Here is a 26,702-nt window from a genome sequence, read left to right on the forward strand (position 1 = left end):
ATTGCTGTCATTCCGGGGATCGCGAAGCGAGAACCCGGAATCTCGAGATTCTCTCAGGAGCGCAATTGCGCTCCATAGTTCGGTCCTGCGGACCGCCCCGGAATGACTGCGCAGCCCTCAGTTCGCCGCCATGAAGATGGAGAGGCCGAAGCCGGTCAGGTGATGCAGCGCCTGGTCGACTCCGATCAGGGTCCAGAACCAGGGATGCGCGAGGTCGACGCCGAAATTGGCGGAGACGAATCCCTTGGCGCGGTCGATCGTGATGTGGATCGCGAAATCAATGAAGGCCACGAACCAGAATTTTGGCGCCACGATCACGATCAGGGGCAGCGCAACGGCAAGGTGGACCAGGCAGTGCACCAGAAGCGGCAGGGCCCAGCCATGCTTCTGGTCCTTGCCGTGCGCCATCCAGGCGGTTTGGAGAACGAAATCGGCAATGATGTGCTTGAAGGTGAGCAGCAACATCCAGCCAATGAGCGCTTCAACCGGAATCGCCGATAACATGGTTGGAAACGACAAGCTGACGCCCTCATTGACGTGACGAGAAGAATTGGAGCGTTCAGCGCGACTTCTTCTTGGACCGGTCAAATCGCCGGGACGCGTGATTTATGACATCTCCCGCGGCGGAATGCAGCCGGGTGGAACCGGAAAATCGCCAACTGTGGCTAACGTGATAGGATGACCAATAGCCGCGGCCACATCGGGTAAGGTTACCCTCCGGCTCGAACTTTGCATTCCGCTAGCCCGGCGCTATCATCGCCGCTAGAGAATATCGTTCTTTTTTTCAGGCGTTTACGAATTACGGGGCGTCCGCCCATGAGCGCACTACCCGCCATCAAAGAGTAAGGCCAGAGTGCTGCCATGGGTACTGAAGGCCCCACCGCATCGCCGACCGTGCCTCCGCCCCGGCGCACCAAGGTGATCAAGACCAACCAGCAGCAGGTTTTCCTCTACGTCGTGCTGACCCTGCTGCTGTCGCTTGCCACCGTCTGGGCCGGCCGCACGCTGGTGCACAATTCGGAAACGCTCACCTTTGCCGTCGGTGGACCCAACAGCGACGAGGCACTGTTCGCGGCCAAGCTCGCTGCTCTCCTGAAGAACAACGCCTCGCGCTTCCGGATCAAGATCGTCAGCAACGCCGACAACGCCAAGGCGGTCGTCCAGTTCGACCGCAGGCAAGCCGACCTCACCGTGCTGCGCACAGATGCCAGGGTACCGCTGCGGGCGCGCACACTCGCGATCCTCGAGCACGACCTCGTGCTCCTGCTCGGTCCCGGCAACAAGAAGATCAAGTCGCTCGCCGAGCTGAAGAAGAAGAGGGTCGCGGTCGTCGCCGAGAACGAAGCCTCGCTCGCCTTCGTCCGCAGCATCCTCGACGTTCCCGACGGCCCTGACGCTGCGAAGATCCAGATGGCGCCGCAGGGCACAACACTCGACAAGCTGTTTGCGCCGTCAAACGGCTTCGGCGCAGTGGTCGCCATCGTCCACGCTTCGAAGGCGGTGCGGGACAAGTCCTATGAGCAAGCCGCCAAACGCGGCGGCTTCACGCTGAACGCGATCGACGAGGCCAAGGCGCTGGCGCGCAAATTCCCGGGTATTTCCGACGAGACGCTGACAGCGGGTACATTGTCGACCTCGCCGCAAATTCCCGACGACGATCTCGACACGATCGGGCTCGAATGGCTGCTGGTCGCACAATCCAGGATGTCCCCGACCACCGCCGGCGAGCTCGCACGCACCATTTACGAGAACAAGTCCGCACTCGGACTCGACAACGGCTTTGCCACCAGGATAGAGCCAGCCTCCGTCGAGAAGGACGCCTTCGTGATCGCGCATCGGGGCGCCGCCGACTACATCAACGACGACACCAAGTCGTTCATGGATAAGTACAGCGACATGATGTATCTGGGCGCCGCCGCGCTCAGCGTCATCGGCTCGATCTTCGCGGCGATCTACGCCAAGATCACCCGCATCGCACCGGAGAAGGCCAGCGAGCTCTCGACTGCGATTCTCGATATCGGCGAGCGGATCGAGCACGCCCACTCGCTGGATCAGCTCGAATGCCTCCAAGACGAGCTGGAGGCCATCTTGCGCGGCGCCGTGATCGGCCTCAGAGACGGCACGATCAGTACCGACGGGCTCGACACCTTCAAGCTCGGCTACGAATTCGTCCGCGACGAAATCGGCATGCGCCGCGACTATCTGAAACGTCATGCCAGCGAAGCTGAAAAGACCGCGCGCGATGCCGGCCCGGCCCCGCTGGACGACAGCAATGTCGTGGTGGTGAAGACCGCCCAGAGCGCCTGATCCACCGGGCTGGGCCAACCCACCACCCTCATGTCCCGGACAAGCTGCAATGCCGAAGGCGTTGCGGCGCCGAGCCGGGACCCAGGAACCCACCACACCATGCGCTGCCATCAATACGTGCTGCGCCGCGCCCGGGGCACGGCACTGAGGCTATGATGTCCCGCCTGATCGTGAGCCGGCGGTCTGGAACCCTGCCCATCCGCAACCGTTGGCTTTCAGTTACAACCGGAGAACGCGGCATGCGTGCACTCCTGATCACCCTCCTTCTGGCAATGCTTGCGGCGGCCGGCTACTTCGCCTATTCCGCGATGGCGGTCGAAGGTGAGCCGATCCCGACTGAAGGTTATGTGGCGCTGGCGCTGGGTGCGGGGTTTTCCGTCATCGTCGGCGTCGGGCTGATGGTACTGCTGTTCTTCAGCAGCCGTCGCGGCTACGACGAGCCGCCACACTTCAGATAGCCACTCCGCCAGCGATGGCGGCACGGACCGGCAAGGCCCGGCGCAGCGGCGCCTGCAAAACGGCCTGCGCCATCGTTGACGGCCTCCGCCCGGGCGGGCACTTTGGTGTCGACGTCCCAACCGGGGCCTCGAGACTTGCCCCGAGACCGAATAGCCTTCCCGCATGTCCAAGCCGCTGATCTCCGCTCTGGCCCAGTTCACGGCCGCCACGGCCGGCCGCAACATGACCAAGGCGGCTTATGTCGCGGTGATCGTCGGCGTGCTCAGCATGGTGTTGCTGACGGACAGCCAGGCCAAAGAGGCGCGCGGCTGGGTCGACGCCCTGCTCTGGACCTGCCTCGCCTATTTCGTGTTCGAATGGCTGGTGCGGCTGCGCCACATGGCGCGGCAGGGGCGTCTTTCGCTCTATGTGTCCTCCTCCGCCGGCATCGTCGACGCGATCGGGGCGCTGGCCGTGCCGGTCGCGCTTCTCCTCGGCGTTGAGCCGAAGACGGCCTGGCTGCTCAGCGTGCTCTGGGTGCTGAAGGTGGTGCCGGGCATTCCCGGCCTGCGGCAGCTGCGCCGCGTGCTGGTGCTGGAATCGGGGCCGCTGCTCAGCGTGCTCGTGATCTTCCTGATGGTGGTCTTCCTCGCTTCCGTCGCCGAATATTTCCTCGAGCGCGACGTGCAGCCGCAGACCTTCGGCAGCGTACCGGCCGCGCTGTGGTGGGCGGTGGTGACCCTGACGACGACCGGCTATGGCGACGTCGTGCCGGTCACGCCGCTAGGGCGCTTGGTGGCGGCCCTGGTGATGATCTCCGGCCTCGGCGTGTTCGGCCTCTGGACCGGTATTTTGGCGACCGGATTCGCCGCGGAGACGCGGCGCGACAATTTCCTCAAGACCTGGGAGTCCGTCAGCAAGGTACCGTTCTTCGCGACCCTGGGACCCGCGGCCATCGCCGACGTCACCCACATGCTGCGCACCATCGAGCTGCCGGCGCGCACCACGGTCATCCGCAAAGGTGCGCAAGGCGACTGCATGTATTTTATCGCCGCCGGCGAGGTCGAGGTCGATCTGCCCGGCAAGAAGGTGCAGCTCGGCGAAGGCGACTTCTTCGGCGAGATGGCGCTGCTCGGCAACAACAAGCGCGGCGCGAACGTCTCGACCACGAAAGTGTCGCGGCTTCTGGTGCTCGACCTCGTCGATTTCCGCGTGCTGATGGCGCGGCATCCCGATCTCGCCGAAACTATCGACGCGGAAGCAAAACGGCGTGCGCTCGAGAACAAGTAATGGAGACAAGAATGTCGGACACAGCCGAGGCGGCATCCAGCCCCCTGCTCGAGATCACCGGCGCCCGCGCCACCATCCGCCTCAACCGGCCGAAGCATCTCAACCGGCTCCAGGCGGAGGATCTCGGCGAATTGACGAGACTGTTCGACCGGGTCGAGGCCGATCGCGACATTCGCGTGCTGGTGCTGACCGGCACCGGACGCGCCTTCTCCGCGGGCTACGATCTCAATTCGGTGGCAGAACGCGCTGTCAGCGCCAGCGAGCAGCAGAGCGCGGGCTCGGCCTTCGAGGTGGTCGTCAACCGGCTCGAGGATCTCGGCGTGCCGACGATCTGCCGGCTCAATGGTGGCGTCTATGGCGGCTCGACCGACCTCGCGCTCGCCTGCGATTTCCGCATTGGCGTCGATACCGCGGAAATGTTCATGCCGGCGGCGCGGCTTGGGCTGCACTATTACCCGAGCGGTATCAAACGCTACGTGACCCGCCTCGGCGTGGAAAATGCGAAGAAGCTGTTCCTGACCGCACAAAAGATCAGCGCCCCGGAGATGCTGCGCATCGGCTATCTCACCGCGATGGTGCCGGTGGAATTCCTGGACGAGGAGGTCGACAAGCTCGCTGGCCTCCTCGCCGGCAACGCGCCGCAGGCGATGCGCGGCATGAAACGCGCGATCAACGAGTTCGCCCGCGGTGAGCTCGATGAGGAAGCCGCCGACCAGCGCCACCGCGACAGCATGCGCGGCGAGGAGATCAAGGAAGGCATCAAGGCGTTCGCCGAAAAGAGAGCACCGCGGTTTTGAACTCTCATCCACCCGCCGCAGCGGCATGCTGCGCCGCCATCTCGGCGTCGGCGGCGGTGACGCGCTGGAACGCCGGCCGCGCGGTCATGCGCTCGGCATATCTTACGAAGACGTCCTTCTTCGGGACGATGCCGAACATCATGGTCCAACTGAAGGCGACGCCCCACAAGATATCGGCCGCCGTCATGCGCTCGCCGAGCAGATAGGGTCCTTTCGCCAGCTGGGCCTCGAGCGCACCCAGCATGGTGTCGTAATCGGCATAGGGCGATTGCGTGATCGGCGCCGGCTCGCGCTGCATGAACTTGTCGATCAGGGCCGGCTCGAACGACGATCCGTAATAGGCGATCCAGCGCAGATAAGGCCCGCGCAGCGGATCGTTCAGGGCGGGCGTCAGCCCAGCCTGCGGGAACAGATCGGCGAGATAGATGGTGATCGCGACCTGCTCGGTCACCAGCGCTTCGCCGTGGCGAACCGCCGGCACCTTGCCGAGCGGGTTGATGGCGAGATAGGCGGGCTTGCGCTGCTCGCCGGCCTTCATGTTGAGAATATGGAGATCGTAAGGTGCTCCCAGCTCCTCCAGCAGCACCCGCGTGCCGGTGGCGCGCGTCTGCGGCGAATAGAACAGGGTGACGCGGATCGGATCGGTCATGGCACTCTCCATCTGGCGGGTTGGCAACGGCGCAGCTTGTAGCGGACCATACCTGACATCTTGTGTCAGGTATGGTTTAAGGGATCATGCGCGCGAGCCGGATGCTGTCGATCCTCACCACCCTCCAGGCCCGGGGACAGGTCACCGCGCCCGAGCTCGCCGAGGCCTGCGAGGTGTCGGTGCGCACGATCTATCGCGACATTGACGCGCTCGCCGCGTCCGGCGTTCCCGTTTACGCCGACCGCGGCGCGGAAGGCGGCTATCGCCTGCTCGACGGTTATCGCGTCCGGCTGAACGGGCTGTCGCAGAGCGAGGCCGGCGCGCTGTTCCTGGCGGGATTGCCCGGCCCGGCCGCAGCGCTCGGGCTGGACGCGGCGATGATCGCCGCGCAGAACAAGCTGATGGCGGCGCTGCCCGCGAATCTGCGCGAGGACGCCGGGCGGATGCAGGAGCGCTTTCACCTCGACGCGCCGGGCTGGTTCGGCGAAGCGGAAGACCCGAAGCACCTGCGCAGCATCGCCGGCGCCGTCCTGCGCGGCACGCTGATCAAGATCCGCTACCAGAGCTGGCGCGCGGAGAGGCAGCGCCGCGTCGCCCCGCTCGGCCTCGTGCTGAAAGGCGGCAGCTGGTACCTCGCCGGGCAAGTCGACGGCAGCGTGCGAACCTATCGCGTCGCGCGCGTGCTCGACTGCACGGCGCTCGACGACCGCTTCGATCGCCCCGCCGATTTCGATCTCGCCGCCTATTGGCAGGCCGCGACACTTCGCCTCGAGGCCGAGATGCATCCCAACGTCGCGATCGTGCGGCTGTCGCCGTTCGGCGTCAAGCTGCTCGACGCGCTGAGCCAGCCCTACGTCAAGACACGCACGCAGCTCGATGAGACGGCCGACGCAGACGGCTGGCGCATTGCGCGACTGCCGGTCGGCAAGACGTCGTGGCACGCCGCAGCCGAATTGCTGCGGCTCGGGCCCGAGGCCGAAGTGCTGGAACCCGCCGATCTCCGCGACAAGATGGCCGAGCTGACACAGGCGATGGCTGTGCGCTATCGCGCGGTACGAAGAGCCTGACAGCGGCACATTTGCCGCAGCGACGAAACAATCCTGAAACACGATTCTTCCCTCGCGCCATGAACGAGTTCGCGGCTCGCGCCGACGCAGACGCAGGGACACAACAACGGCCTCGCGCCAAACTGGAGAATGAAGATGTTTCGTAAGCTCGCTCTTGGTCTGATCGCTGCCGGCTCGCTCGGCGCTGCCGCTCTCGCGCCCACCGCCGCTTCGGCTCACGGCTTCCATCACTGGGGTCATGGCTGGGGCCCGGGCTGGGGCTATGGCGGCATCTACGTCAACACCGGCGTCAGCAACTGCTACCAGGAGCGCGTCGTCCGGACCCGCCACGGCCTGCGCGTGCGCGTCGTGAATGTCTGCGCCTACGGGATCTACTGATAACTCGCGTTCACGACAAAGCTCCGGTCGCATTGCGGCCGGGGTTTTGCGTTCGTTCAAGCGATTTTGGTGTCAGCCGGCCTGCCGCTGTCGGCGAAACCACGCCCAGGTCTCGCGCGTCGTCCTGATGTAGCCGCGCCCGCGATGGACGATCTCGCCGTCGACGATCTCGTTCAGTTTCGGTAATGCGTGAAAGGGAATCGAGGGATAGGCGTGATGCTCGACATGATAGGGCATGTTCCACGCGAACCATTTGACGATGGCAGCGGTATAGGTGGTGCGGGTGTTCTGGAAGGCGCTGCGGGTACGATCGCAACCGGTGTGCTCGGCCAAGAGATAGGGCCGCAGGAAGAATTGCCCGATGACCAGCGGAACGACCCAGACCATGAGCAGCAGCGCGGAGGAGAACCACAGCGAGAGCGCGAGCAGCAGAACATAGAGGGCGGCATAGACGCGCGCTTCGGTCACGATAATGGCGCGCTTGTTCTCGGGGATCCAGGGCACCGTGACGTTGCCGGTGACGGCATGGCCGAGCATCAGCCGGAGGCGGCCCGCAACCTGGAGCAAGCCGCTATAGGCGATCACGATCTGGGTGTCGGATTTCGGCTTCACGCCGACGATCAGCTCCGGGTCCCTCTCGGGATCCTGGGTGTAGCGATGATGGTCCCAGTGGAACAAGCAGTAATATTCGTAAGGTTGCCCGATGATGAAGGCCGAGAGATAGCCGACCGTGAGATTGAGGCCGCGGCTCTTGAACGCGGTCTTGTGCGCGGTCTCGTGCACCGCCATGAACAGGAAGGCGACGAAATAGCCCTGTATTACCATCAGCGGCAGCGCCCAAAGGACGCCATAGCTCGAGCTGACTTTCCAGATCAACGACCCGACCAGAATGACCACGCCGTAATGGCAAAGGCTGCGCACCGCGCCCTGGAAATTGGAGCGGGCCGACAGTTCGCGCAGCATCGCCGGGCTCAGCGGCTTCAGGCGATGGCCGGACTCGGAAACGGTTGCATCAGTCATGATCGGGTGCCTGTCTTACTTGCGGAGGAGCCCGGCGATCTCGGCCTTGATGAAGGCCTGGTCGCGGGGATTGTTGACGGGATTGCCGGCGCGATGGCCGTGCAGCGATGGGATCGGATGCAGCACGGCTGACTTTGCATTGATCAGCTTGCCGAGTTCGTCCTCGTTGTCGCGGACGTCGAAATAGCGATCGGTCGCGCCCGGCATCAGCAGCATATGCGCCTTGATCGCGGCGAGCGCGCGATCGAGATCGCCGCCGAAGGCCGAGCACCGGCTGATGTCGCCGCGCTGCCAGATGCCGATCTGCGCCAGGAGATCGTTGGCATCGCGCCGCGCGAAAGTCGCATCCCAGGCGCGGACGAGATAGTCCTCGAGCGAGGTGAAGCCGGCCTCGCGCCAGAGCTCGTCGCGATAGAAGCCGTGCGACATCGCCCAGCCGGCATAGACGCGTCCCATGGCGCGATAGCCGGCGACGGGCCTTTCGACGAACCGGCCGTCCCGGAAAGCGGGATCGCCGGTCAAGGCGGCCTTCACGCTTTCCAGGAAGACGTAGTTGTAGGGCGCGCAACGCGCGCTGCCGCAGACGACCGCGGCACGCGCGACCATATCAGGATGCAGTGCCGCCCAGTGATAGGCCTGCATGCCGCCCATCGACCAGCCATACACCAGCGCGAGCTTTGTGATGCCGAAGCGCTCGGCGAGAAGGCGATGCTGAACGGCGATGGCGTCGTGATAGCTGAGTTCGGGGAACGGCGCGGCGGAGTTCGACGGCGAGGATGACAGGCCGTTGCCGAACAGATTCGGGATGACGATGAAATAGCGCGAGGGATCGAGCACGCCGTCAGGCCCGATCAGCCACTCGGTGTCGAAGTGCTGCGCGCTGAACGAGGTCGGATAGAGGATGACGCTGTCTCTGGCCGGGCTGAGCGTTCCGTAGGTCTTGTAGGCGAGCTTCAGCTTCGGAAAGACGACGCCGGATTGGAGCACGACGTCGCCGGCCTCGAAGATCTCATAATCGCGCTCAGCCATTGTGCGTCCCACTCTCGCTCGCGGCCCCCACGACGCGACGCGGCAGCGGCGATGCATCGATCATGCCAGCAGCAGACGCGCCATTGCGTCACACTCAATAACTGTACTTATAGTACATTTATTATGGACCGGCAAGACAAATCCGATCGGGCGCCGGGTCTCAGGCGATGGCCGCGATATATCGCGCCACCGATGCCGCGAACGCGGCCTTGGCAGCGCTGGCGATGTTGCGTCCCCACCAGGCGCCATAGATGCGATCGAAGGCGAGCGGCTCGACGGCAGCAGCGATCCGCCGCACCGCGGCTGCGTTGAGCGGCATGTAGTTTGGATAGGAGTACATGAAGCTGACGAAGCGGCGGTCCATCGTCACCTGCGCGATGTCCCCGGTGAGCAGAGCGCCCGCGCCGTCCGTACCGCGTGCCCAGTGCAGCATGGTGGCGCCGGCGAAATGGCCGCCGGTGCGCAGCAGCAGCACGTCATTGGAGATGCGATGCTGATCGCCGGTCCAGTGCACGATCGACGGATGTGGACGCGTCACCCATTGGCCATCGTCCGCGTGCAGATAGACCGGCACGCCGCCGAAGGCATCGCTCCAGTCGGCGAGCGCACCATAATAATGCGGATGCGAGATCGCGATCGCTTTCAACCCGCCGAGCGAGCGGACGTGAGCGATCGCCTCCGGCGTCGCCAGCGGCACGCAGTCCCACATCATGCATCCATCCGCCTGCGGCACCAGCAGCGCGCGCTGGCCGATGGCGAAACTCGGCTCGAGGGCGAGACCGGTGAGGCCGAGATCGTCGCGCCAGACGACGCGGTGACGTTCGGCCACCGTCTCGCGCGTCATGAAGGTCTGCCCCTTCCAGTTCACATACTGGCGTTCGTCCTCGCAGATCGGACAGGATGCGGGCGGATGTCCGCTATCCGGAAATTGCGCGCCGCAGGTTTCGCAGGTCCAGAGTGGCATGGCCGTAGTCCTATTGAGACCGTCGCAAGTATGACATGACGTCGCGGGGCCGCGATCGCAAGGGCGATCGGAACCAACGTCATGAGCGCAGGTTAGGTTCTGGTCCGCCCGGGCACCTATGAGCCCGCAGTCTCCGCCTCATGCGAGATCCCAGTCGATCGGCAACATTGCGTTGAGCGTCTCGATGACATCGCGCCCTTCACCGTCTCGTATCTGGCCCCTGTTCGCGCTCAACTTCTTCATGGCCGACATGCAGTCCGGCATCGGACCGTTCGTCGGCGTCTTCCTGCAGGAGCGCGGCTGGGCCAGCGGGTTGATCGGCACCGCAATGACGATCGGCAACGTTGCGGGCATGCTGATCACCACTCCGATCGGCGGCTTCATCGATTCCAGCCGCAACAAGCGCATGTGGGTCGTCATCCCCGGCATCTGCGTGGTCCTTGCCTCCGCGATCATCCTGATCTCGCAAAACTTCTGGGCCGTCACCTTTTCCCAGGTCGCGCAATCGCTGGCGAGTGCGGCGATCGTGCCGGCGGTGACGGGTATCACGCTCGGCATCGCCAAGCAGAAGGGCTTCAACGCGCTCAACGGCCGCAACCAGGCGTACAACCACGCCGGCAACATGGTCGGCGCCGCGTTGTCGGGCTATCTCGGCTACAAGTTCGGGTATGTCGCCGTGTTCCTGCTGGCCGCCATATTCGGCGCCATCGCGATCGCCTGCGTGCTGATGATTCCAGCCCAGGCGATCGATGATCGCGCCGCGCGCGGCAGCAAGGAGGACGATTCCAAAGCTCCGCCGGATGCGCTCACGATGCTGCTCAAGCACAAGCCGCTGCTCGTGCTGGCGCTGACACTCGCGCTGTTCCATCTCGGCAACGCCGCCATCGTGCCGCTCTATGGACTTGCGGCGGTGGCCGACGGCCAGGCCAACGGCCCGAGCTTCGTCGCAACCACCATCGTGATCGCACAGGGCATGATGATCGTGACCTCGCTGATCGCGATGAAGGCGGCGAGCAAGCGCAATTACTGGCCGGTGATCCTGGTCTCCTTCATGTTCTTACCCGTCCGCGGCGTGCTTGCCTTCTTCGTCACGGGATGGTGGGGTGTCGTGCCGATGCAGGTGCTCGACGGCATCGGCACCGGACTGCAAACTGTCGCCGTCCCCGGCATGGTCGCGCGCTCGCTCAACGGCACCGGCCGCATCAATCTCGGCCAGGGCGCCGTGATCACGGTGCAGGGCGTCGGCGCGAGCCTCAGTCCCGCACTCGGCGGCTGGATCGCGCAATGGATCGGCTACGGCCCGACCTTCCTGCTGCTCGGCGGCTTCGGCCTCGCGTCTATGGCGCTGTGGCTGGCCTTTGGCGCGGCGGTGAAGAAGTATTGAGGGCCGCAACGCGGAGAAGATTGGGTTCCCGCAACCTCCTCCTCTCAGTCATCGCGAGCGCCGCGAAGCAATCCAGCCCTCAGCCAAAATTCTTCTGGATCGCCCTGTCGAGCGTCTCGCCGCCAACGAAACGCTGGCGCAGCTCACGCTTGAGCAGCTTGCCGCTCGGGTTCTTCGGCAGGCTATCCACGAAGATGACGCGCTTGGGCACCTTGAAATGCGCCATCTGGCCGGCGCAGTGCTTGATCACGGTGTCTTCGTCCAGCGTTTCGCCGCTCTTGACCACGACGATCGCGGTCACCGCCTCGATCCAGCGCGGATCAGGCAGGCCGACGACGGCGACTTCGGAGACGGCGGGGATGCGGTAGACCATCTCCTCGACCTCGCGGCTCGCGACGTTCTCGCCACCGGTCTTGATCATGTCCTTGACGCGGTCGACCACGGTGATGTGGCCCTCCTCGTCGACGGTGGCGAGATCGCCGGAGTGAAACCAGCCGCCGGAGAAGGCCGCCGCGGTCTTCATGGGATCGTTGTAATAGCCGGACAGCAGGTGCGGCGAACGGTGCACGATCTCGCCGACCTCGCCGATCTTCACGTCCTCCATCGCCGTGTTGACCACGCGCGTCTCGACATTGAGAACGGGCTTGCCGGCCGAACCGGCCTTGCGCAGCTGATCCTCCGGCCGCAGCACGGTCGCGAGCGGCGCGATCTCGGTCTGGCCGTAGAAATTCCAGAACTTGACGTTGGGTAGGCGGCGCTGCAGCTCGAGCAGCACCTCCACCGGCATGATCGAGGCTCCGTAATAGCCTTTCTGCAAGGTGGACAGATCGGTCTTGTCGAAGTTCGGCGAGCGCAGCATCGCGATCCAGATCGTCGGCGGCGCGAAGAACGAGGTGATCTTGTGTGCCTGGATCAGCGCCAGAATGTTGTCGGCCGTCGGCTTGCCCGTGATCACGCCGGAGGCACCGAGATAGATTTGCGGTCCCAGGAACACATCGAGCTGGGCGCAGTGATACAGCGGCAGCGCGTGCAGGAACTTGTCCTCCACGCTCATGCCGCCATCGATGATGCAGCTGACATACTGCCACATCACGGCTTCATGGGTCAGCATCGCGCCCTTGGGCAGTGATTCCGTGCCGCTGGTGTAGACGATCTGCGCGAGATCGCGGCTGTCGACGGAAGCGTCCAGGAAGGAGCCGTCGGCGTCGAGGAGATCGTCGAAGGTGGTGAGGCCCGCAGGCGCCGTGGCCGGATCCTCGCCGGGCAGCCAGATCATCTTCTCGACCGCGCAATCCTTGGCGCTGGCCGCGCGTCCGGGCTCGACGAAATCGGGTCCGGTCGCGAGCAGCTTGGCGCCGGAGCTCTTCAGGATGAAATTGATCTCGTCCGGATTGAGCATGAAGTTGATCGGCACCAGCACCGCGCCGATCCGCGCCACGGTGAAGCGTAGCGCGGCGAAGGCGTGCGAATTGCGCGAGAGCACGGCGAGGCGGTCGCCCTTCCTGACGCCGAGTCCCAGCAGGCCGCGGCCGAGCCGGTTGCAGATCGCATCCATCTCGGCAAAGCTCCAGCCGACATTGCCGCAGCTCACCGCGAGCTTGTTCGGCTCCCGGCCCGCCGAGCGGCGCAGGAGATCGCCGATGGAATGCTCGCGCGCTTTCGAGATGCTGGCTGCGGTGTCGCCGGTCATGTCCTTCCCCCTGAATCTTTACCCTGCGTGAATGGTGGCCTGAGCATCCGCCGGCCCACCGCATTCAAGCGTTTTGTGTTTGCGCAAACGTAGTCGGCACGATTGGCTGCGTCAAATTAGCCGGCCCGCGCGGCGCCAGCACGCAAGAATTGACACTCCGGAGCAGCAAATCTGGATTCGTGCACCAACTATAATATCAGGGGGAATACCATGTGCCGGACTATGTTCGCCGCATTTGCGGCCGCACTCGCTGCGTTTGCCATCTGCCCTTCTCATGCCCAGCAGGCGCCGCTCAAGATCGGGGTGCTCTCCGACTTCTCATCCGTCTATTCCGACATCGGCGGCATGGGGAACGTCGAGGCCACCAAAATGGCGATTGAGGATTTTGGCGGTCAGATGTTCGGCAAGCCGATCGAGATGATCAGTGCCGACGTGCTCAACAAGCCCGACGTCGCCTCCACCATCGCCCGCAAATGGTGGGAGACCGAAGGCGTCGACATGATCATCGACCTGCCGACCTCGGCCACTGCGCTCGCGGTGATGGAGCTGTCGAGGCAGTACGAGAAGATCATGATCGTGACGGATGCGGCGAGCTCCGATATCACCGGAAAATCCTGCTCGCCCTACACCGCGCATTGGACCTACGACACCTATGCCAACGCGCACACGGTCGGCAGCGCCATCGTCAAGAATGGCGGCGATACCTGGTTCTTCCTCACCGCCGATTACGTGTTCGGCCATTCGGTCGAGCGCGACACAGGTGACGTCGTGAAGGCCTCCGGCGGCAAGGTGCTGGGCAGCGTCAAGCATCCGCTCAACACGGCGGATTTCTCCTCGTTCCTGCTTCAGGCCCAGGCGTCCAAGGCCAAGATCATCGGCCTGGCGAATGGCGGCGGCGACACTATCAACGCGATCAAGCAGGCCGGCGAGTTCGGTATCGTCGCCGGCGGCCAGAACCTGGCTGCGATCGTGATGTTCATCTCCGACGTGCACAGCCTTGGCTTAAAGCTGGCGCAAGGCCTGATCATCACCGAGGCCTATTACTGGGACCTCAACGACAAGACCCGCGCCTTCGGCAAGCGCTTCCTGGAGCGCGTCAAGCGCATGCCGACCATGAATCAGGCCGCGACCTACAGTGCAACGCTACACTACCTCAAGGCCGTGCAGGCCGCCGGCACCAAGGACACAAAGACGGTGATGGCCAAGATGCGCGCGCTGCCGGTAAGGGATGCCTTCACCGATAACGGCGTGCTGCGCGAGGACGGCCGCATGGTGCACAGCATGTACCTGTTCCAGGTGAAGAAGCCCGAGGAATCGAAGGGCCCGTGGGATTACAACAAGCTTCTCGCCGAAGTCCCGGCCGACCAGGCGTTCCGGCCGCTGAAGGATGGCGGCTGCCCGCTCGTGAAGTGAGGCTCGCGGGGACGTACAACCGGTCGATCGGCCTCAATTCGCTCGCAGCGGCGCTGAGGTCGGCCGCAGCAGCATCGCGGACCGGCCCGAGGCAGAGTCAGGTGAACTCGTCGCCGCTCGCCAGCATCGCACTCAGCATCGCTTCGGCCTTGTGCTTCAGCGGCAGCGCGCCGCTGTCGGAGGCGAGCGCGATGGCGGCGCGCAGAGCGACAAAGATAGCGGCCTTGTTCGCCGCATCCGATGGCGGGGTCACGATGGCTTCGCCGAACAGGGCTTCGGCCTCGAGGCCCGAAAACCCCTGCTGACAGGCGGTGTTGCGGGCCTCGCGCAGCATGTTCTGCGCGGCCCTGATATCGCCGAGGCGGTGGGTGACGAGCGCGAGATAGATCGAGCTGCGCAGCACCGCCGAGGTATAGCCGACCGCCCTCGCCTCCTCGCGCGCCTCGGTCAGCATGCCGCGCGCCCGCTCCAACAGCCCCTGCTCCAGATAGGCGATGCCGAGATGGCAGGCGAGCACCGGCACGAACAGCCGGATGCCGTGCTTCTGCGCCAGGACAAAACCGTCTTCGAGAATGGCGGCGGCCGCCGCCGGATCGTTCTGCCCGAGCTTCAGCCAACCGCCGCTATAGGCGGCGGCGACGCGGTCGTAGGGGCGGCCGGTCTCCTCGGCGATCGTGGCGGCTTCGCGCTGGAGCTGCTCGGCGGCGTCGAGCTGGCCCATGACGGTGTGGGTGAAGCTCTTCATCATGCAGCAGAGGAGGAGTGTGTATTTCGGGGGCGTGGCGAAAGGCGCACTCGCTTCCATCCCCAAGAGATGAGTACGGGCCCGTGCGAAGGTCTGCTCTGCCTCGCGATAGCGCCCGGCAAGAAAGTACGCTTGGCCGAGATTGTATAGTGCGAGGTTGCGCCACCCCGGATTACCTGTTTCCTCGGCAAGACCAACAACTTCCTCACCGAGAGCAACAGCTTCGGTGGGCGTCCCGTAGAAGTTCTGCCCGCCGGCCATGACTGTCATGGCGGCAACCTTCCTACCGACGTCTTCGATCTCGTTGGCCCTGCGGTCGGCCTCCTTTCCCAGCTCGACCCACTCGGCAATCCGGCCGGACCAGATGAAAGCCATGCGCGCTTCCATCCGAAGATCGATGGCATTCATCTCGCGCGAACGCGTCATCGGGGTTTTGTCGAGCGCACTCATCGCCGTCTGGAAATAGTCGACCGCATCAGCATATGCCGAACGCAAAAGACACTTTTGTGCGGCGCTTCTCCCGTAGCTGAACGCCTTCGGCCAGTCCTTGGCACGTACCGCATGGTAACTGAGTGAGTCGGGATCATCTCTCCACGTACCGTCGCTCTCGAAAGCCGCAAGAACGCGCGCATGTATGCTCTCGCGCACCTTTTCGACCATCGATTCATACGTAACTTGGCGGACCATTTCATGCCGAAACTCAAGCGAGTTCTCGAGGTCGCTATCGATCCGAACGAGAAGCTCAGCGCGGTCGAGCGCCGCAAGGCAATCTTGGAAGGCGCTTTCAGGCAACTCCGAGACCTTCTGCACGACCGCTTCGTTCGATCGCGGCCCCAATGCGGCAGCCACTTGCAAGACGAGGCGCTCCTGCCTCGACACGCGATCCAGCCGCGCTGCAATCACGCCTTGGATGCTCGCGGGGATACCCAGCTCTTCAATCGGCCGAACGAGAGCCAGATCGCCCCACTGACCGCGCAGCGTACCGTTATCTTTCAGGCCCCGGCAGACCTCCTCGATGAATAGCGGGACGTTTGCCGTGTGGGAAATGATCCGGTTCTTCAAGTCGCCATTTGTCGCTGATGTGCCAAGCATGTCGGTCAGCATCGCCAATCCTGAATCATCGTCCAATGGACGCATCGCAATGACCTCGGCACGACAACGCGCGATCCATTCCGGCATTCCGTTCGGTCGGCTCGTCAGGAACACGAACAGATTGGGAGTCTGGAGCGACGCAATCGCCGCAATAACGTTGTCGCTGGCTCGATCGACCCAGTGTAAGTCCTCTATGAGCAGAATGGCGCTCTTTCCACGGACCACGCTTTCCACGATCGCGCAACTTGCCTCGGAAATCGCGCGACCACGCGCGTAAGGCTCCAGTTCGCTCCAGCGCGGATCGGAAATGGGCAAATCCAGCACTGCATCGATTGCAAGCCGATGCACCGCCGACAAATCCTCTCGAGGATCTCCACGGCGAGCGCAGTCCTTTGCGACGGCCTCGAGAATAGAAAGCACCAGACGCTTCAAGGTGCTGAATGGCGCCCCCTGAAGGTTAGGGCTGCATTCGGCGTCGACCAGCAGCCAACCATCGGTCCGAAGATCCTGCACAAACTCGTGTGCAAGCCGCGATTTTCCAATGCCGGCGTCGCCCATCAGCAGAACGGTCTGCCGACTCGTCGGAACCCTTTCCGCGGCACGCCAGAGCAGCGCCCGCTCCATCGTGCGATCAACGAACCGGGAAACGCTACGCGCACGCCGCACCCGCCAACTCGAAAGATCGCTCGCTCCAACAATGCGATACACAGGCAGGGCTTCGCTGAAGCCACGCAGGCTCTTGCGACCAAGAAAATCAAAGCGGACGTGCCCGTCTGCTAGCTTCTGGCAGGCTTCCGACACATAGATCTGGTTTGCCTCAGCCGCCGACTCCAGCCGCGCGGCCAAATGCTGGGCTGCGCCACCAATCTCATAAACCTTGGAAAACTCGCTGGAGACCATGTAGGCCACCACATGGCCCGAGTGGAGGCCGACGCGGACCTGAAGTCCGGGATCGCCAAGGCTGCCTACACGCCGGACCAGCTCGATGGCCGCGTGGCAGGCCAAGGGTGCATGGTTGTCGTCGGCGATCGGGGCGCCAAAGACCGCCGCCAGCCCGTCCCCCAACTCCTTGCTGACAATTCCGCCAAACTGACGTACCGCGGCCCTCATCGCTGCCAGCGCCGGCTCGAGGCGCGAGACGGCCTCCTCCGGCTCCAATTCGGCAACAAGACCCGTGGAATCCACGACATCAGCTCGCAGGATCGTCACAAAACGACGTTCGCTATCGGGATCGACCTGCTTGCGCACTGCGGCCCCGCATTTGGAGCACCAGCTATCGTCCGGATCGATCGCCGACTGACATGCGAAGCAATGCATCCCTGCGCCTCAAGGGTCGCGGTTCTTCTGTCGATCAGAATCCACCCGCAACTTTCGACAACAATACCTATCAAGAACCGCTTAGCAATCGCGCTCGCTCCTCAGTCAGCGGGCACGGTGCGGTTGGCGATCTGGACGAAGCACAGTCCTGAGTGGTAGCGTAAACAATCCCAGCAAAGATGGGGCACATTTTCGACGGCGTGAGGTCGGCCAGACTGATCAGCGTTGCCGGAGTTGTATGTCTATTCGCAAAGCCAAGGAAATATTGAGGGAAAGGCGATGGGCTCGAGAACTTACACCGGGGCTTCATTCAAGGATTTGATGAACGATAATTATTTCCCGCTGGAAAACATGCAGCGGAGCGTGGACATTCTGAAGGCGTCGCCGGATATTCATCTGCCGACCCTCGAGTATGGTCAATACCACCTGATCCTGACGCCGGCCGACAGATGGCCGGATGGGAGCGCTGCGTATTGGCACAAGGAGAAGGGCCGGGCTCGCGTCGATCTCAGCACCCAGCCGAACTGCACGCCGCTCTCCAACGACGAGCCCGGCGTCATTCCGCTGACTCGCTGCGATCTGCTCGATGCCAGCGTCCGCAAATGCTTCAACTCCGAGCCGCCGATCCCGATGAAGACGAACATCATCACGCATGCAGCCAGCGATGCGTTTGCGCACCGACACGAGATCCGGCTCAAGTGGGAATATGCCAACGGCGAGGACAAGGCGCCAACCCTGCTCTATCTGACGATGGTCTGCCCGTACAGGGACTGATCTTTCGCCGTCTTCGGCTTTGATCAAGGGTCACAGCAATCGCATCTCGCACGCTCCGGGCCCCACGGAGTAAAGACGCCGCCGTCAGCTCCGTGTCGGTCAAGCGCTGTCGCCACAACCGCATCGTTGAATGGTGAGCTCGCTGCTCTTGATCGGTGCTGTCGACGTGCGGCCCTTGATCTTGGGACCCTCGAAGACGTGGGTCGGCTGGAACGCCGCGCAATTCTGCGGAGTTCGTCGAGGGCGGAAAGACGATCAAGTTTCAGCCTGATCGCTTGGTGTGCGGGGAAGCACCCCCGAAGCTGGTCGGGACCGAAAGGCAATCAGGGACTTTTGAGAGCGGCCGAATCTAAAACGGAAATGGCCCGCTTCGCGCGGGCCATTTCCGTATCGGGGCGGCGCAAATACCAATACCGGCATTCGCTTCAAGTTGCGATCAGATCGAGGCACCTCCCGCGTCACGAACGCAGTGAACCTCCTTCAAGCCATTGATCTTTCGCAATCGCTCCCGGATCGAACGAAAACGTCAGATCGCGCGACAGAGGTGCATGGTTAGATTTGATGATCCCAATGATTTGCCTGAAGAGGATGATCCTCTGGACCGCACGGTGCGCCTGCCGCCCAACGACTGCTCGCTGGCCAGGACGGTGCAGCAGGGCCGCGACATGATGTTCGCGCAGCTCGCTGGCGTCGACATGACCGAAGCGAACTTTTACTGGGCGATGTTTCACGATGCGGTGCTCGAAGGCGCCATTTTGGCGCGTTGCGATCTGCGCGGCGCGACCTTCAATGACGCCAATCTGCGCCGAGCCGACCTTCGCGGTGCCAATTGTGGGCTCGACAATCTAGGCGGTTCGACCGATTTCATTGGAGCTGATCTGTCAGGTGCCGACTTGCGTCAGGCCAATATCGGCGGTGCGGATTTCACCAACGCGAAGTTGGTCGGCGCCGATCTTTCCGGTGCCAATGCCGTCAGCGAGTTGCCTAACTGGCGTCTCACATGGTTCAGGGGCGCCGATTTGACGGGTGTACGTCTTGCCGGGGCAAGGCTGAGCGGCGCGACATACGATGATCGCACTGTCTTTCCCCGCGGGTTCAATCCGAACGAGGCCGGAATGATTCTATTCATCGGCAGATAGATGAATGTGGTGGATGTAACCGCCTTCGGGAATTGCGGGAGCTGCACATTCGACTGAGCGACCAGAAGTCCGCACCGCTGCAACGTCTCGCCGAGCCGAGCCTGCCGACGAGGCCAAACGGCCCTGCAATAATCTCCGCCCAAACAAAAAATGGCCCGCATCAAGCGGGCCATTTTCGCATCGGATCCGGTGAAATCCGAATTTGGTTGCGGGGATAGGATTTGAACCTATGACCTTCAGGTTATGAGCCTGACGAGCTACCGGGCTGCTCCACCCCGCGTTAAACACTTGCGCGCCTTCGCCAAAATGCCGGGACGGTCGGTTGAGGCCGGCGCTGTTCGCGCAGCTTGCTTCTTCCGTCCCAAAGGCTTCCTTGGAAGGCAACCCGGGGGCAGTGCCCGTCGGGTGCGGGGCGTATGTATCAAGGCGAGGTGCCTTTGGAAAGGGCTGCGGGAACGTTTTTTTCGACTTTATGACAGGGAGATGGACGGATTTCGGCTCCGTTCCGCGCGCTCTTGCCAGAAGTTCCACAAAGGGCCAGCTTGCGGCAACAAGATTAAGGCTGGAACGCCGGTCGAGGGAGGAAAGCCGTGGACAAATCCCTGACGACCGCCCCGCTGCGGACGCTGGAGGAGGCCTTGCACGCCATGATCGTGCGGTCGCGGAGCGAGCCGGCGCCGGACCTTGCCGAGCGGCTCGACCGGCTGGCGCGGCTGCGCAGCGTCGTCGCCGACAATGAAGAGCGCTTCCGGCAGGCGATCTCGGCCGATTTCGGCCACCGCTCGGCGGTCGAGACCACCATCGCCGAGATCATGCTGGTGTTCTCCGAGATCCGGCATGCGACAAAGCACCTCAAGACCTGGATGACGCCGCAGCGCGTCGCCACCGCGCTGCAACTCCTGCCCGCACGCAACCGGCTGATGCCACAGCCGCTCGGCGTCGTCGGCATCATCGCGCCCTGGAATTACCCGCTCCAGCTCACGCTCGCGCCCGCGATCGGCGCCATTGCCGCCGGCAACCGGGTCATCATCAAGCCGAGCGAGCTGGTCCCGCACTTCGCGGCGCTGCTGAAAGAGGCGGTCGGGGAGAAGTTCGATGCCGCGGAGGTGCTGGTCACCGGCGTCGAGGACGAGATCGCCACGGGCTTTGCGGGCCTGCCATTCGACCATCTCATGTTTACCGGCTCGACGCGGGTCGGTCGGCTGGTCGCGGAGGCCGCGGGGCGCAACCTGACGCCCGTTACGCTCGAGCTCGGCGGCAAGTCGCCTGCGATCATCGACGCCTCGGCCGATCTCGACGAGGCAGCCGAGCGCATCGCCTACGGCAAGCTGCTCAATGCCGGACAGACCTGCATCGCGCCGGATTATGTGCTGGTGCCGGAGCGCTCGTTGCAGGCCTTGGCCGAGAAAGTGCGCGCGCAGATGCGGCGCATGTTCGGCACCGATCCCTCAAATGAGGACTACACCTCCATCGTTTCCGACCGGCATTATGCCCGGCTCGAAGGCCTGGTCGCGGACGCGGCGCAGCGTGGCGCAAAAATCCTGCAACCGGCAAAGCCCGATGATCCCAACTGGAAGGCGCATCGCAAATTCCCGCCGACGCTGATCCTTGGTGCGACCGAGGCGATGGCGGTGATGCAGGAGGAGATCTTTGGGCCCGTGCTGCCGGTGCTCGGCACTCGCGATGCGGCGGAAGGCGATCGCCTTCGTCAACGCCCGCGACCGGCCGCTGGCGCTGTACTGGTTCGGCAAGGAACGCAGCGCGCGCGATGAGGTGCTGGCGCGCACCGTCTCGGGAGGCGTCACGATCAACGACTGCCTGTTTCACTTCACGCAAATCAACCAGCCGATGGGCGGCGTCGGCGCCTCCGGCAGCGGCGTCTATCACGGCGAATGGGGCTTTAGGACGTTCAGCAAGCTGAAGCCGGTGTTCTATCGCTCCAAGTTCAACCGCCTCGCCGATCTCTATCCGCCCTACGGCGGCAAGATCGCGCGGCTGGAGAAGTTGATGCGGCTCATGTCGTAGATCGTCAAACACCGTCATTGCGAGCCGACGGGTCTGCGATGGAGACGCCGGCGCTGCGCGCGCTGCCAACTTGATCCTGTGGTTATGGGTCCCGGCCTTCGCCGGGACGACACCTGAGTGAATCGCGCTTCTCCGGGACGATGGAGAAAATCAATTCAGCAGGAACCCGCCGTCCACCGTCACCACGCTCCCCGTCATGTAGCGCGACGCCTTCGATGCCAGCAGCAGGATCGCGCCGTCGAGATCGGACTCGGCGCCGACGCGGCGCTGCGGGATGCGTTTGGCGAGGCGCTCGCCTGCCGGCGTCGACCAGAACGCGTGGTTCATCTCCGTGTCGATATAGCCCGGCGCGAGCGCGTTGATGCGGATGTTCTGCCCGGCGAGCTCCAGCGCCATCGCCTTGGTCGCCTGAATGATGCCGGCCTTGGAGATCGCGTAAGGCGAGACAGCCTTCAAGACGCCGGTGCCGAGCACGGAGGCGATGTTGACGATGTTGCCTGACTGCTTGCGCGCGATCATGCGGCGGGCGATCTCGGTCGCGAGGAAATAGGCGCCCTTGAGATTGGCGCCGATCACGGCATCCCAATCGGCCTCGGTCTGCTCGGTCGCGAGCTTCTCGATGGCGATGCCGGCATTGTTGATCAGCACCGTGACGGCACCGAGCGCCGCTTCCGCCGCATCGACGGCCTTCGCGATCGAGGCCGTGTCGGTGACATCGAGCGCGACCGCAGCCGCGCGGCCGCCCTTGCCGCGGATCTCCTCCTCCAAGCTATTCAGCTTGTCAGTCTGCCGCGCGGCAAGCGCGACGGCCGCGCCATGCGCCGCCAGCACCCGGGCAAACTGCCGGCCCAGCCCCTGGCTCGCGCCCGTGACGAGGATGGTTTCTTGACTGACGTCGAATAGGTCTGACATTGGCGATAACCCTTCGCTTTTGGAGCCATCAATACAGACGATTTTAACGATCTGAAACCGGAATGATCGGTTCGGCGTTCATTCGTCAGGCAGGGCTTTCGCTCATGAACAGTTTCGATCTCGCGGTCTATGCCGTGCTCGCCGTCGCGGTCGGCTTCGGCTTCAGGACCGGTCTGCTGCGCAGCGGCATGACCATTCTCGCCTATCTCCTCGCCGCGCCGGTCGCGGTGGCGCTGATGCCGATGATCGCACCGCAAATCGCCGCCAATCCAAACTCGCCGCTGCTGCAGAACTGGATCTGGTTCTTCGCCATCTTCGTGGTGGTCGGCATGCTGTTCGGCCATATGGGCCGCATCGCGCTGAACGACACCATCGGCGAGGCCGGCATCGGCGACCGGCTCGGCGGCGCCGCGCTCGGCGCCATCAGGGTCGGCCTCGTGGCCACAACCCTGGTGCTGGTGTTCGACCAGATCGTGCCGGCCAACCGGCAGCCGCAGTTCCTCGCCGGCTCGCATCTGCGGCCGCTGTTCTCGGCTGACGGCCAAATGGGATTCAAGTCGCTGCCGCCGGAGGCTGCGGCCGCGATCGACCGCCTCAAGCAGGAGCGGCGCATCTGATCAGGCGCATATGCATCGCCGCACGGAGGCGCATGCATTTTGGTGCGAGCGTCTCTCTTATCAGAGGCGTCACAGTTGGCTAGAGTGCGTCCCGTCCAAAACCTGCCTGACATTTACGGGAGTGAAACAGTGGATCTTGGGATCAAAGGTCGCCGCGCCATCGTCTGCGCATCCAGCAAAGGCCTCGGGCGCGCCTGCGCCATCTCGCTGGCGGAGGCCGGCGTTCATGTCACGCTGACCGCGCGCGGCGCCGAGGCCCTGAAGAAGACGGCTGACGAGATCCGCAAGGCCTATCCCGATGTGACGGTCACCGAGATAGTCGGCGACATCACGACGCCGGCCGGCCGCGAGGCGGTGCTGAAGGCCTGCCCCGAGCCCGACATCCTGATCAACAATGCCGGCGGCCCGCCGCCCGGCGATTTCCGCAACTGGACCCGCGACGACTGGATCAAGGCGATCGACGCCAACATGCTGACGCCGATCGAGCTGATCAAGGCGACGGTCGACGGCATGATGGCGCGCAAGTTCGGCCGCATCGTCAACATCACCTCGGCCGCGGTGAAGGCGCCGATCGACATCCTGGGCCTCTCCAACGGCGCGCGCGCCGGCCTCACCGGTTTCATCGCCGGCCTCTCGCGCAAGACGGTGATCAACAACGTCACCATCAACGGCCTGTTGCCGGGCCCGTTCGAGACCGATCGGCTCACCGGCACCGCGAAGGCCGAAGCTGACAAGCGCGGCGTCAGCCCTGAGCAGATCCTGGCCGAGCGCGCCAAGCTCAACCCCGCCGGCCGCTTCGGCCAGCCCGACGAGTTCGGCTACGCCTGCGCCTTCCTGTGCGGCGCCAAGGCCGGCTTCATCACCGGGCAGAACATTCTGCTGGATGGTGGTGCGTTCCCGGGCACGCTGTAGTCGGCACCGCAGGTGTGCTCCCGCGCCGCATTCTTAAGGGGCGCGGCGATGGGCTCGCAAGCGACACGACATGATATTGGTCACCGCCGCTTCGTCGATTCGTCCTCGTCCCGCGCGCTGGGATCGGAGGAATCGGCGGTGAGGCGCTCGCCGGTCCAGTCGATGCCGAATTCGTCGAGCCCATTGGCGAGCAGGTCGCCCAGCATCGGCTCGCCAAGCAGATAGTGCACCGTTTCGCGACGCGGGCTGCGATACTCCCCTCGCGCCTCGACGGCGCGGGCCCGCAGATCGTCCCAATCCTCGATCGTGCCGTCGCCGCGACCGAGCCAGGTCAGCGCGACGAGATCGAGCTGCTCGTCCTCATTCAAAGCGATCATGAAGCTTCCGAGTTCTTGGATGACGGGGTCGGAGCCATCGTCATCGAGGACATCGACCGCATCGTCATCGCTCGGGTTGGAGCCGGAATCCGGATCGGAGCCCGCCTCCTTGACGTCGAATTCGCGTGCCTTCTCGATGATGAAGGCGACCTTGTCGGCGGATATTGCAAGCTCTGGCATGGCTCCTCCTCCGGTTCCCGCGATAACGCCGCATTGCGCCAGATGATCCATTGCGCTTGATGGCGGAAAGCCGCATCTTTCGGCGCCAAAGCAAGAACACGGGAAGGTGCCGGATGCGGTGGAAGGTTGGCAGGGTCAAAATCACCAAAGTTGTGGAATTGGAGACGGTCGGCTCGACCCGCTTCATTCTGCCGCTCGCGAGCAACGAGGAAATCCGCAAGCTGCCCTGGTTGATCCCGCATTTCGCAACTGAAGAAGGCCGGCTGAAAATGTCGATCCATTCGCTGGTGGTGGAGACGCCCGGCAGGCGTATCGTGGTCGATACCGGCCTAGGCAACGACAAGCAGGGGCGCAACGTCCCGACCTGGAACAACCGCAGCACGCCATTTCTGGAGACGATGACGGCGGCCGGCTTTCCGCCCGACAGCATCGATACCGTGCTGTGCACGCATCTTCACGTCGATCACGTCGGCTGGAACACGAGATGGTCCGGCGGCAAATGGGTGCCGACTTTCCCGACGGCGCGCTACGTTTTCGGCAAGACCGAATACGAATACTGGCGCGACCATTCGACGGAGCCGGACAAGCAGGCCGTGTTCGGCGATTCCGTGCAGCCGATCGTCGATGCTGACAGGGCCGATTTGATTCCGAGCGACCACCGGCTCTGTGAGGAGATCAGCGTTGTCCCGACCCCGGGCCACAGCCCCGGCCACATGAGTGTCCTGATCCAGTCTGAGGGCGAACAGGGCCTGCTCACCGGCGATGTCGCCCATCATCCCTGCCAGATGGCGCATCTCGACTGGTCCTCGACCGCCGATTCCGACCGGGCGCAGTCTGCCAAGACGCGGGCAGCGCTGTTCGGCCGCTTCGCCGACACGCCGACGCTGGTGATCGGCGGGCATTTCGCGGCCGGGCACATCCGGCGCGACGGGGACGCGTTCAGGTTTGTGGCGCTGGCGTAGGTCTCATGCCCTGGACGCTGCGCAGCACGAAGTGATGCGCTGCTGAGCCGGGGTCCATACCGCGCCAAATCGGGCACAAGTGATCTGGATCCCGGCTCTGCGGAGCAGCGTTGCACGCTGCACCGCGTCCGGGACACGATCGCACCCATCGAATCCAGAAGCCTGCAATACGGCCCGTTATGAGCGGTTGAATTTCCTGCCGCCCTGTTCCATGAAGCTATTAACCGATCGGTCCAATCTCCAGGGAGAAACGAGAATGAAGCTTGTTCGTTATGGCGAGAAGGGTGCGGAAAAACCCGGCCTGATCGACAGATCCGGCCAGTTGCGCGACCTGTCGGCGCATGTGAAGGACCTCACCGGCGAGGCCTATTCGCCTGAGTCCCTGAAGAAGCTGGCGGCACTCGATCCCGCCTCGCTGCCCTCCGTCTCCGGCAAGCCGCGGCTCGGTGCGCCCGTCACCGGCATCTCCAAATTCGTGGCGATCGGCCTCAATTACAGCGACCATGCCAAGGAGACGGGCGCAGAGATCCCGAGCGAGCCGATCATCTTCATGAAAGCCAACACCTCGCTGTCCGGCCCGAACGATCCGGTCGAGAAGCCGCGTGGCTCGACCAAGCTCGACTGGGAGGTCGAGATCGCCGCCATCATCGGCACCCGTGCGAAGTACGTCTCGGAAGCCGATGCGCTCAACCATGTCGCCGGCTATTGCGTCTGCAACGACGTCTCCGAGCGCGCATTCCAGATCGAGCGCCTGGGCCAGTGGACCAAGGGCAAGTCGCACGACACGTTCGGGCCACTCGGGCCGTGGCTCGCCACCAAGGACGAGATCAAGGACGTGCAGAACCTGTCGATGTGGCTCGACGTCAATGGCCAGCGCCGCCAGACCGGCTCGACCAAGACCATGATCTTCTCCATGGCCAAGTGCATCTCCTATGTGTCGCAGTTCATGACGCTGCTGCCCGGCGATATCATCACGACGGGCACCCCGCCCGGCGTCGGCCTCGGCATGAAGCCGCCGACCTTCCTCAATGTCGGCGATGTCGTCACGCTCGGCATCGAGGGCCTCGGCGAGCAGCGCCAGGAGATCGTGGCGGCGTAGGCCGCACGCGCATCACACTCCGTCGTCATGCCCGGGCTTGACCCGGGCATCCACGTCTCGCAGTCTGACCACACCGCGACGCGTGGATGGCCGGGTCAAGCCCGGCCATGACGGAGGAGACACCG

At 63.8% G+C, this 26,702-nt stretch carries 23 protein-coding genes, 1 tRNA gene and 1 pseudogene; 15 read left to right on the forward strand and 10 right to left on the reverse strand.

What is annotated here, in order from left to right; translation table 11 throughout:
- Positions 1-117 precede the first annotated feature (117 nt).
- Positions 118-465, reverse strand: a complete 348-nt coding sequence (locus BRAD3257_RS36240) for a DUF3307 domain-containing protein (protein WP_174221653.1) — start codon at positions 463-465, stop codon at positions 118-120.
- A 396-nt stretch (positions 466-861) separates the two neighbouring features.
- Here BRAD3257_RS36240 and BRAD3257_RS36245 point away from each other — a divergent pair, with 396 nt between their 5' ends.
- From BRAD3257_RS36245 to BRAD3257_RS36260, 4 genes are all read left to right on the forward strand, one after another.
- Entirely contained in the window at positions 862-2,307 is a 1,446-nt protein-coding gene (locus tag BRAD3257_RS36245) for a TAXI family TRAP transporter solute-binding subunit (protein ID WP_122405819.1), read from the forward strand.
- A 239-nt stretch (positions 2,308-2,546) separates the two neighbouring features.
- Positions 2,547-2,765, forward strand: a complete 219-nt coding sequence (locus BRAD3257_RS36250) for a hypothetical protein (RefSeq protein WP_122405820.1) — start codon at positions 2,547-2,549, stop codon at positions 2,763-2,765.
- Between the two features lie 163 nt (positions 2,766-2,928).
- The gene (locus tag BRAD3257_RS36255) at positions 2,929-4,035 is read left to right on the forward strand and encodes a cyclic nucleotide-gated ion channel (RefSeq protein ID WP_122405821.1); all 1,107 of its coding nucleotides are present in this window, start codon (positions 2,929-2,931) and stop codon (positions 4,033-4,035) included.
- Between the two features lie 11 nt (positions 4,036-4,046).
- The gene (locus BRAD3257_RS36260; protein WP_122405822.1) at positions 4,047-4,832 is read left to right on the forward strand and encodes an enoyl-CoA hydratase/isomerase family protein; all 786 of its coding nucleotides are present in this window, start codon (positions 4,047-4,049) and stop codon (positions 4,830-4,832) included.
- Positions 4,833-4,836: 4 nt separating this feature from the next.
- On the opposite strand, the gene BRAD3257_RS36265 is transcribed toward BRAD3257_RS36260, so the two are convergent.
- Positions 4,837-5,481: a glutathione S-transferase family protein gene (locus BRAD3257_RS36265; protein WP_122406946.1), complete on the reverse strand. Its 645-nt coding sequence runs from the start codon at positions 5,479-5,481 to the stop codon at positions 4,837-4,839.
- An 86-nt stretch (positions 5,482-5,567) separates the two neighbouring features.
- Between BRAD3257_RS36265 and BRAD3257_RS36270 the strand changes: the two genes are divergently transcribed.
- Complete coding sequence (locus BRAD3257_RS36270; RefSeq protein ID WP_122405823.1) at positions 5,568-6,548, forward strand: helix-turn-helix transcriptional regulator; 981 nt, start codon at positions 5,568-5,570, stop codon at positions 6,546-6,548.
- 135 nt (positions 6,549-6,683) lie between these two features.
- Positions 6,684-6,926 carry a hypothetical protein gene (locus tag BRAD3257_RS36275; RefSeq protein WP_122406947.1) on the forward strand — a complete coding sequence of 81 codons (243 nt, stop codon included), beginning with the start codon at positions 6,684-6,686 and terminating at the stop codon, positions 6,924-6,926.
- A gap of 72 nt (positions 6,927-6,998) precedes the next feature.
- Here the strand turns inward: BRAD3257_RS36275 and BRAD3257_RS36280 are convergent, their stop codons facing one another.
- The 3 genes from BRAD3257_RS36280 to BRAD3257_RS36290 form a co-directional block, all read right to left on the reverse strand.
- Positions 6,999-7,946: a fatty acid desaturase gene (locus BRAD3257_RS36280; protein ID WP_122405824.1), complete on the reverse strand. Its 948-nt coding sequence runs from the start codon at positions 7,944-7,946 to the stop codon at positions 6,999-7,001.
- A 15-nt stretch (positions 7,947-7,961) separates the two neighbouring features.
- Positions 7,962-8,975, reverse strand: a complete 1,014-nt coding sequence (locus tag BRAD3257_RS36285; protein WP_122405825.1) for an alpha/beta fold hydrolase — start codon at positions 8,973-8,975, stop codon at positions 7,962-7,964.
- Between the two features lie 160 nt (positions 8,976-9,135).
- A complete protein-coding gene (locus tag BRAD3257_RS36290; protein WP_122405826.1) occupies positions 9,136-9,939 on the reverse strand; it encodes an MBL fold metallo-hydrolase in 804 nt (267 codons plus the stop codon).
- A 184-nt stretch (positions 9,940-10,123) separates the two neighbouring features.
- Here BRAD3257_RS36290 and BRAD3257_RS36295 point away from each other — a divergent pair, with 184 nt between their 5' ends.
- Positions 10,124-11,323 (forward strand): MFS transporter, encoded by a 1,200-nt coding sequence (locus tag BRAD3257_RS36295; protein WP_122406948.1) that lies wholly within the window; start codon positions 10,124-10,126, stop codon positions 11,321-11,323.
- Positions 11,324-11,402: 79 nt separating this feature from the next.
- Here the strand turns inward: BRAD3257_RS36295 and BRAD3257_RS36300 are convergent, their stop codons facing one another.
- Entirely contained in the window at positions 11,403-13,013 is a 1,611-nt protein-coding gene (locus tag BRAD3257_RS36300; RefSeq protein ID WP_122405827.1) for an acyl-CoA synthetase, read from the reverse strand.
- Between the two features lie 222 nt (positions 13,014-13,235).
- Here BRAD3257_RS36300 and BRAD3257_RS36305 point away from each other — a divergent pair, with 222 nt between their 5' ends.
- A complete protein-coding gene (locus tag BRAD3257_RS36305) occupies positions 13,236-14,426 on the forward strand; it encodes an ABC transporter substrate-binding protein (protein WP_162500654.1) in 1,191 nt (396 codons plus the stop codon).
- A 97-nt stretch (positions 14,427-14,523) separates the two neighbouring features.
- Here the strand turns inward: BRAD3257_RS36305 and BRAD3257_RS36310 are convergent, their stop codons facing one another.
- Entirely contained in the window at positions 14,524-17,580 is a 3,057-nt protein-coding gene (locus tag BRAD3257_RS36310) for an ATP-binding protein (RefSeq protein WP_122405829.1), read from the reverse strand.
- Between the two features lie 279 nt (positions 17,581-17,859).
- Between BRAD3257_RS36310 and BRAD3257_RS36315 the strand changes: the two genes are divergently transcribed.
- A complete protein-coding gene (locus BRAD3257_RS36315) occupies positions 17,860-18,354 on the forward strand; it encodes a hypothetical protein (protein WP_122405830.1) in 495 nt (164 codons plus the stop codon).
- A 488-nt stretch (positions 18,355-18,842) separates the two neighbouring features.
- Positions 18,843-19,493 carry a pentapeptide repeat-containing protein gene (locus BRAD3257_RS36320; RefSeq protein WP_145987096.1) on the forward strand — a complete coding sequence of 217 codons (651 nt, stop codon included), beginning with the start codon at positions 18,843-18,845 and terminating at the stop codon, positions 19,491-19,493.
- A gap of 203 nt (positions 19,494-19,696) precedes the next feature.
- Here the strand turns inward: BRAD3257_RS36320 and BRAD3257_RS36325 are convergent.
- Positions 19,697-19,773 (reverse strand) — tRNA-Met (locus BRAD3257_RS36325).
- Between the two features lie 367 nt (positions 19,774-20,140).
- On the opposite strand from BRAD3257_RS36325, the pseudogene BRAD3257_RS36330 reads away from it, so the two are divergent.
- Positions 20,141-21,518, forward strand: a pseudogene (locus BRAD3257_RS36330) (coniferyl aldehyde dehydrogenase).
- A 150-nt stretch (positions 21,519-21,668) separates the two neighbouring features.
- Here BRAD3257_RS36330 and BRAD3257_RS36335 read toward each other — a convergent pair.
- On the reverse strand, positions 21,669-22,430 hold the full coding sequence (locus BRAD3257_RS36335; protein WP_122405832.1) for an SDR family oxidoreductase: 762 nt from the start codon (positions 22,428-22,430) through the stop codon (positions 21,669-21,671).
- A 104-nt stretch (positions 22,431-22,534) separates the two neighbouring features.
- On the opposite strand from BRAD3257_RS36335, the gene BRAD3257_RS36340 reads away from it, so the two are divergent.
- A complete protein-coding gene (locus BRAD3257_RS36340; protein WP_122406949.1) occupies positions 22,535-23,047 on the forward strand; it encodes a CvpA family protein in 513 nt (170 codons plus the stop codon).
- 129 nt (positions 23,048-23,176) lie between these two features.
- The gene (locus BRAD3257_RS36345) at positions 23,177-23,959 is read left to right on the forward strand and encodes an SDR family oxidoreductase (RefSeq protein ID WP_122405833.1); all 783 of its coding nucleotides are present in this window, start codon (positions 23,177-23,179) and stop codon (positions 23,957-23,959) included.
- An 80-nt stretch (positions 23,960-24,039) separates the two neighbouring features.
- On the opposite strand, the gene BRAD3257_RS36350 is transcribed toward BRAD3257_RS36345, so the two are convergent.
- Complete coding sequence (locus tag BRAD3257_RS36350; RefSeq protein WP_122405834.1) at positions 24,040-24,516, reverse strand: DUF3775 domain-containing protein; 477 nt, start codon at positions 24,514-24,516, stop codon at positions 24,040-24,042.
- A 113-nt stretch (positions 24,517-24,629) separates the two neighbouring features.
- Between BRAD3257_RS36350 and BRAD3257_RS36355 the strand changes: the two genes are divergently transcribed.
- Positions 24,630-25,478, forward strand: a complete 849-nt coding sequence (locus BRAD3257_RS36355; protein ID WP_162500467.1) for an MBL fold metallo-hydrolase — start codon at positions 24,630-24,632, stop codon at positions 25,476-25,478.
- 256 nt (positions 25,479-25,734) lie between these two features.
- Positions 25,735-26,577 (forward strand): fumarylacetoacetate hydrolase family protein, encoded by an 843-nt coding sequence (locus BRAD3257_RS36360; protein WP_122405836.1) that lies wholly within the window; start codon positions 25,735-25,737, stop codon positions 26,575-26,577.
- Positions 26,578-26,702 lie beyond the last annotated feature (125 nt).

Source organism: Bradyrhizobium vignae (genome assembly GCF_900324035.1).
Taxonomy (GTDB): domain Bacteria; phylum Pseudomonadota; class Alphaproteobacteria; order Rhizobiales; family Xanthobacteraceae; genus Bradyrhizobium; species Bradyrhizobium vignae.

Bases quoted from the DNA above. Each gene is read 5' to 3' on its own strand.
- BRAD3257_RS36240 (WP_174221653.1), bottom strand. From the start codon at position 465: ATGTTGCTGCTCACCTTCAAGCACATCATTGCCGATTTCGTTCTCCAA.
- BRAD3257_RS36245 (WP_122405819.1), top strand. From the start codon at position 862: ATGGGTACTGAAGGCCCCACCGCATCGCCGACCGTGCCTCCGCCCCGG.
- BRAD3257_RS36250 (WP_122405820.1), top strand. From the start codon at position 2,547: ATGCGTGCACTCCTGATCACCCTCCTTCTGGCAATGCTTGCGGCGGCC.
- BRAD3257_RS36255 (WP_122405821.1), top strand. From the start codon at position 2,929: ATGTCCAAGCCGCTGATCTCCGCTCTGGCCCAGTTCACGGCCGCCACG.
- BRAD3257_RS36260 (WP_122405822.1), top strand. From the start codon at position 4,047: ATGTCGGACACAGCCGAGGCGGCATCCAGCCCCCTGCTCGAGATCACC.
- BRAD3257_RS36265 (WP_122406946.1), bottom strand. From the start codon at position 5,481: ATGACCGATCCGATCCGCGTCACCCTGTTCTATTCGCCGCAGACGCGC.
- BRAD3257_RS36270 (WP_122405823.1), top strand. From the start codon at position 5,568: ATGCGCGCGAGCCGGATGCTGTCGATCCTCACCACCCTCCAGGCCCGG.
- BRAD3257_RS36275 (WP_122406947.1), top strand. From the start codon at position 6,684: ATGTTTCGTAAGCTCGCTCTTGGTCTGATCGCTGCCGGCTCGCTCGGC.
- BRAD3257_RS36280 (WP_122405824.1), bottom strand. From the start codon at position 7,946: ATGACTGATGCAACCGTTTCCGAGTCCGGCCATCGCCTGAAGCCGCTG.
- BRAD3257_RS36285 (WP_122405825.1), bottom strand. From the start codon at position 8,975: ATGGCTGAGCGCGATTATGAGATCTTCGAGGCCGGCGACGTCGTGCTC.
- BRAD3257_RS36290 (WP_122405826.1), bottom strand. From the start codon at position 9,939: ATGCCACTCTGGACCTGCGAAACCTGCGGCGCGCAATTTCCGGATAGC.
- BRAD3257_RS36295 (WP_122406948.1), top strand. From the start codon at position 10,124: ATGACATCGCGCCCTTCACCGTCTCGTATCTGGCCCCTGTTCGCGCTC.
- BRAD3257_RS36300 (WP_122405827.1), bottom strand. From the start codon at position 13,013: ATGACCGGCGACACCGCAGCCAGCATCTCGAAAGCGCGCGAGCATTCC.
- BRAD3257_RS36305 (WP_162500654.1), top strand. From the start codon at position 13,236: ATGTTCGCCGCATTTGCGGCCGCACTCGCTGCGTTTGCCATCTGCCCT.
- BRAD3257_RS36310 (WP_122405829.1), bottom strand. From the start codon at position 17,580: ATGCATTGCTTCGCATGTCAGTCGGCGATCGATCCGGACGATAGCTGG.
- BRAD3257_RS36315 (WP_122405830.1), top strand. From the start codon at position 17,860: ATGGGCTCGAGAACTTACACCGGGGCTTCATTCAAGGATTTGATGAAC.
- BRAD3257_RS36335 (WP_122405832.1), bottom strand. From the start codon at position 22,430: ATGTCAGACCTATTCGACGTCAGTCAAGAAACCATCCTCGTCACGGGC.
- BRAD3257_RS36340 (WP_122406949.1), top strand. From the start codon at position 22,535: ATGAACAGTTTCGATCTCGCGGTCTATGCCGTGCTCGCCGTCGCGGTC.
- BRAD3257_RS36350 (WP_122405834.1), bottom strand. From the start codon at position 24,516: ATGCCAGAGCTTGCAATATCCGCCGACAAGGTCGCCTTCATCATCGAG.
- BRAD3257_RS36355 (WP_162500467.1), top strand. From the start codon at position 24,630: ATGCGGTGGAAGGTTGGCAGGGTCAAAATCACCAAAGTTGTGGAATTG.
- BRAD3257_RS36360 (WP_122405836.1), top strand. From the start codon at position 25,735: ATGAAGCTTGTTCGTTATGGCGAGAAGGGTGCGGAAAAACCCGGCCTG.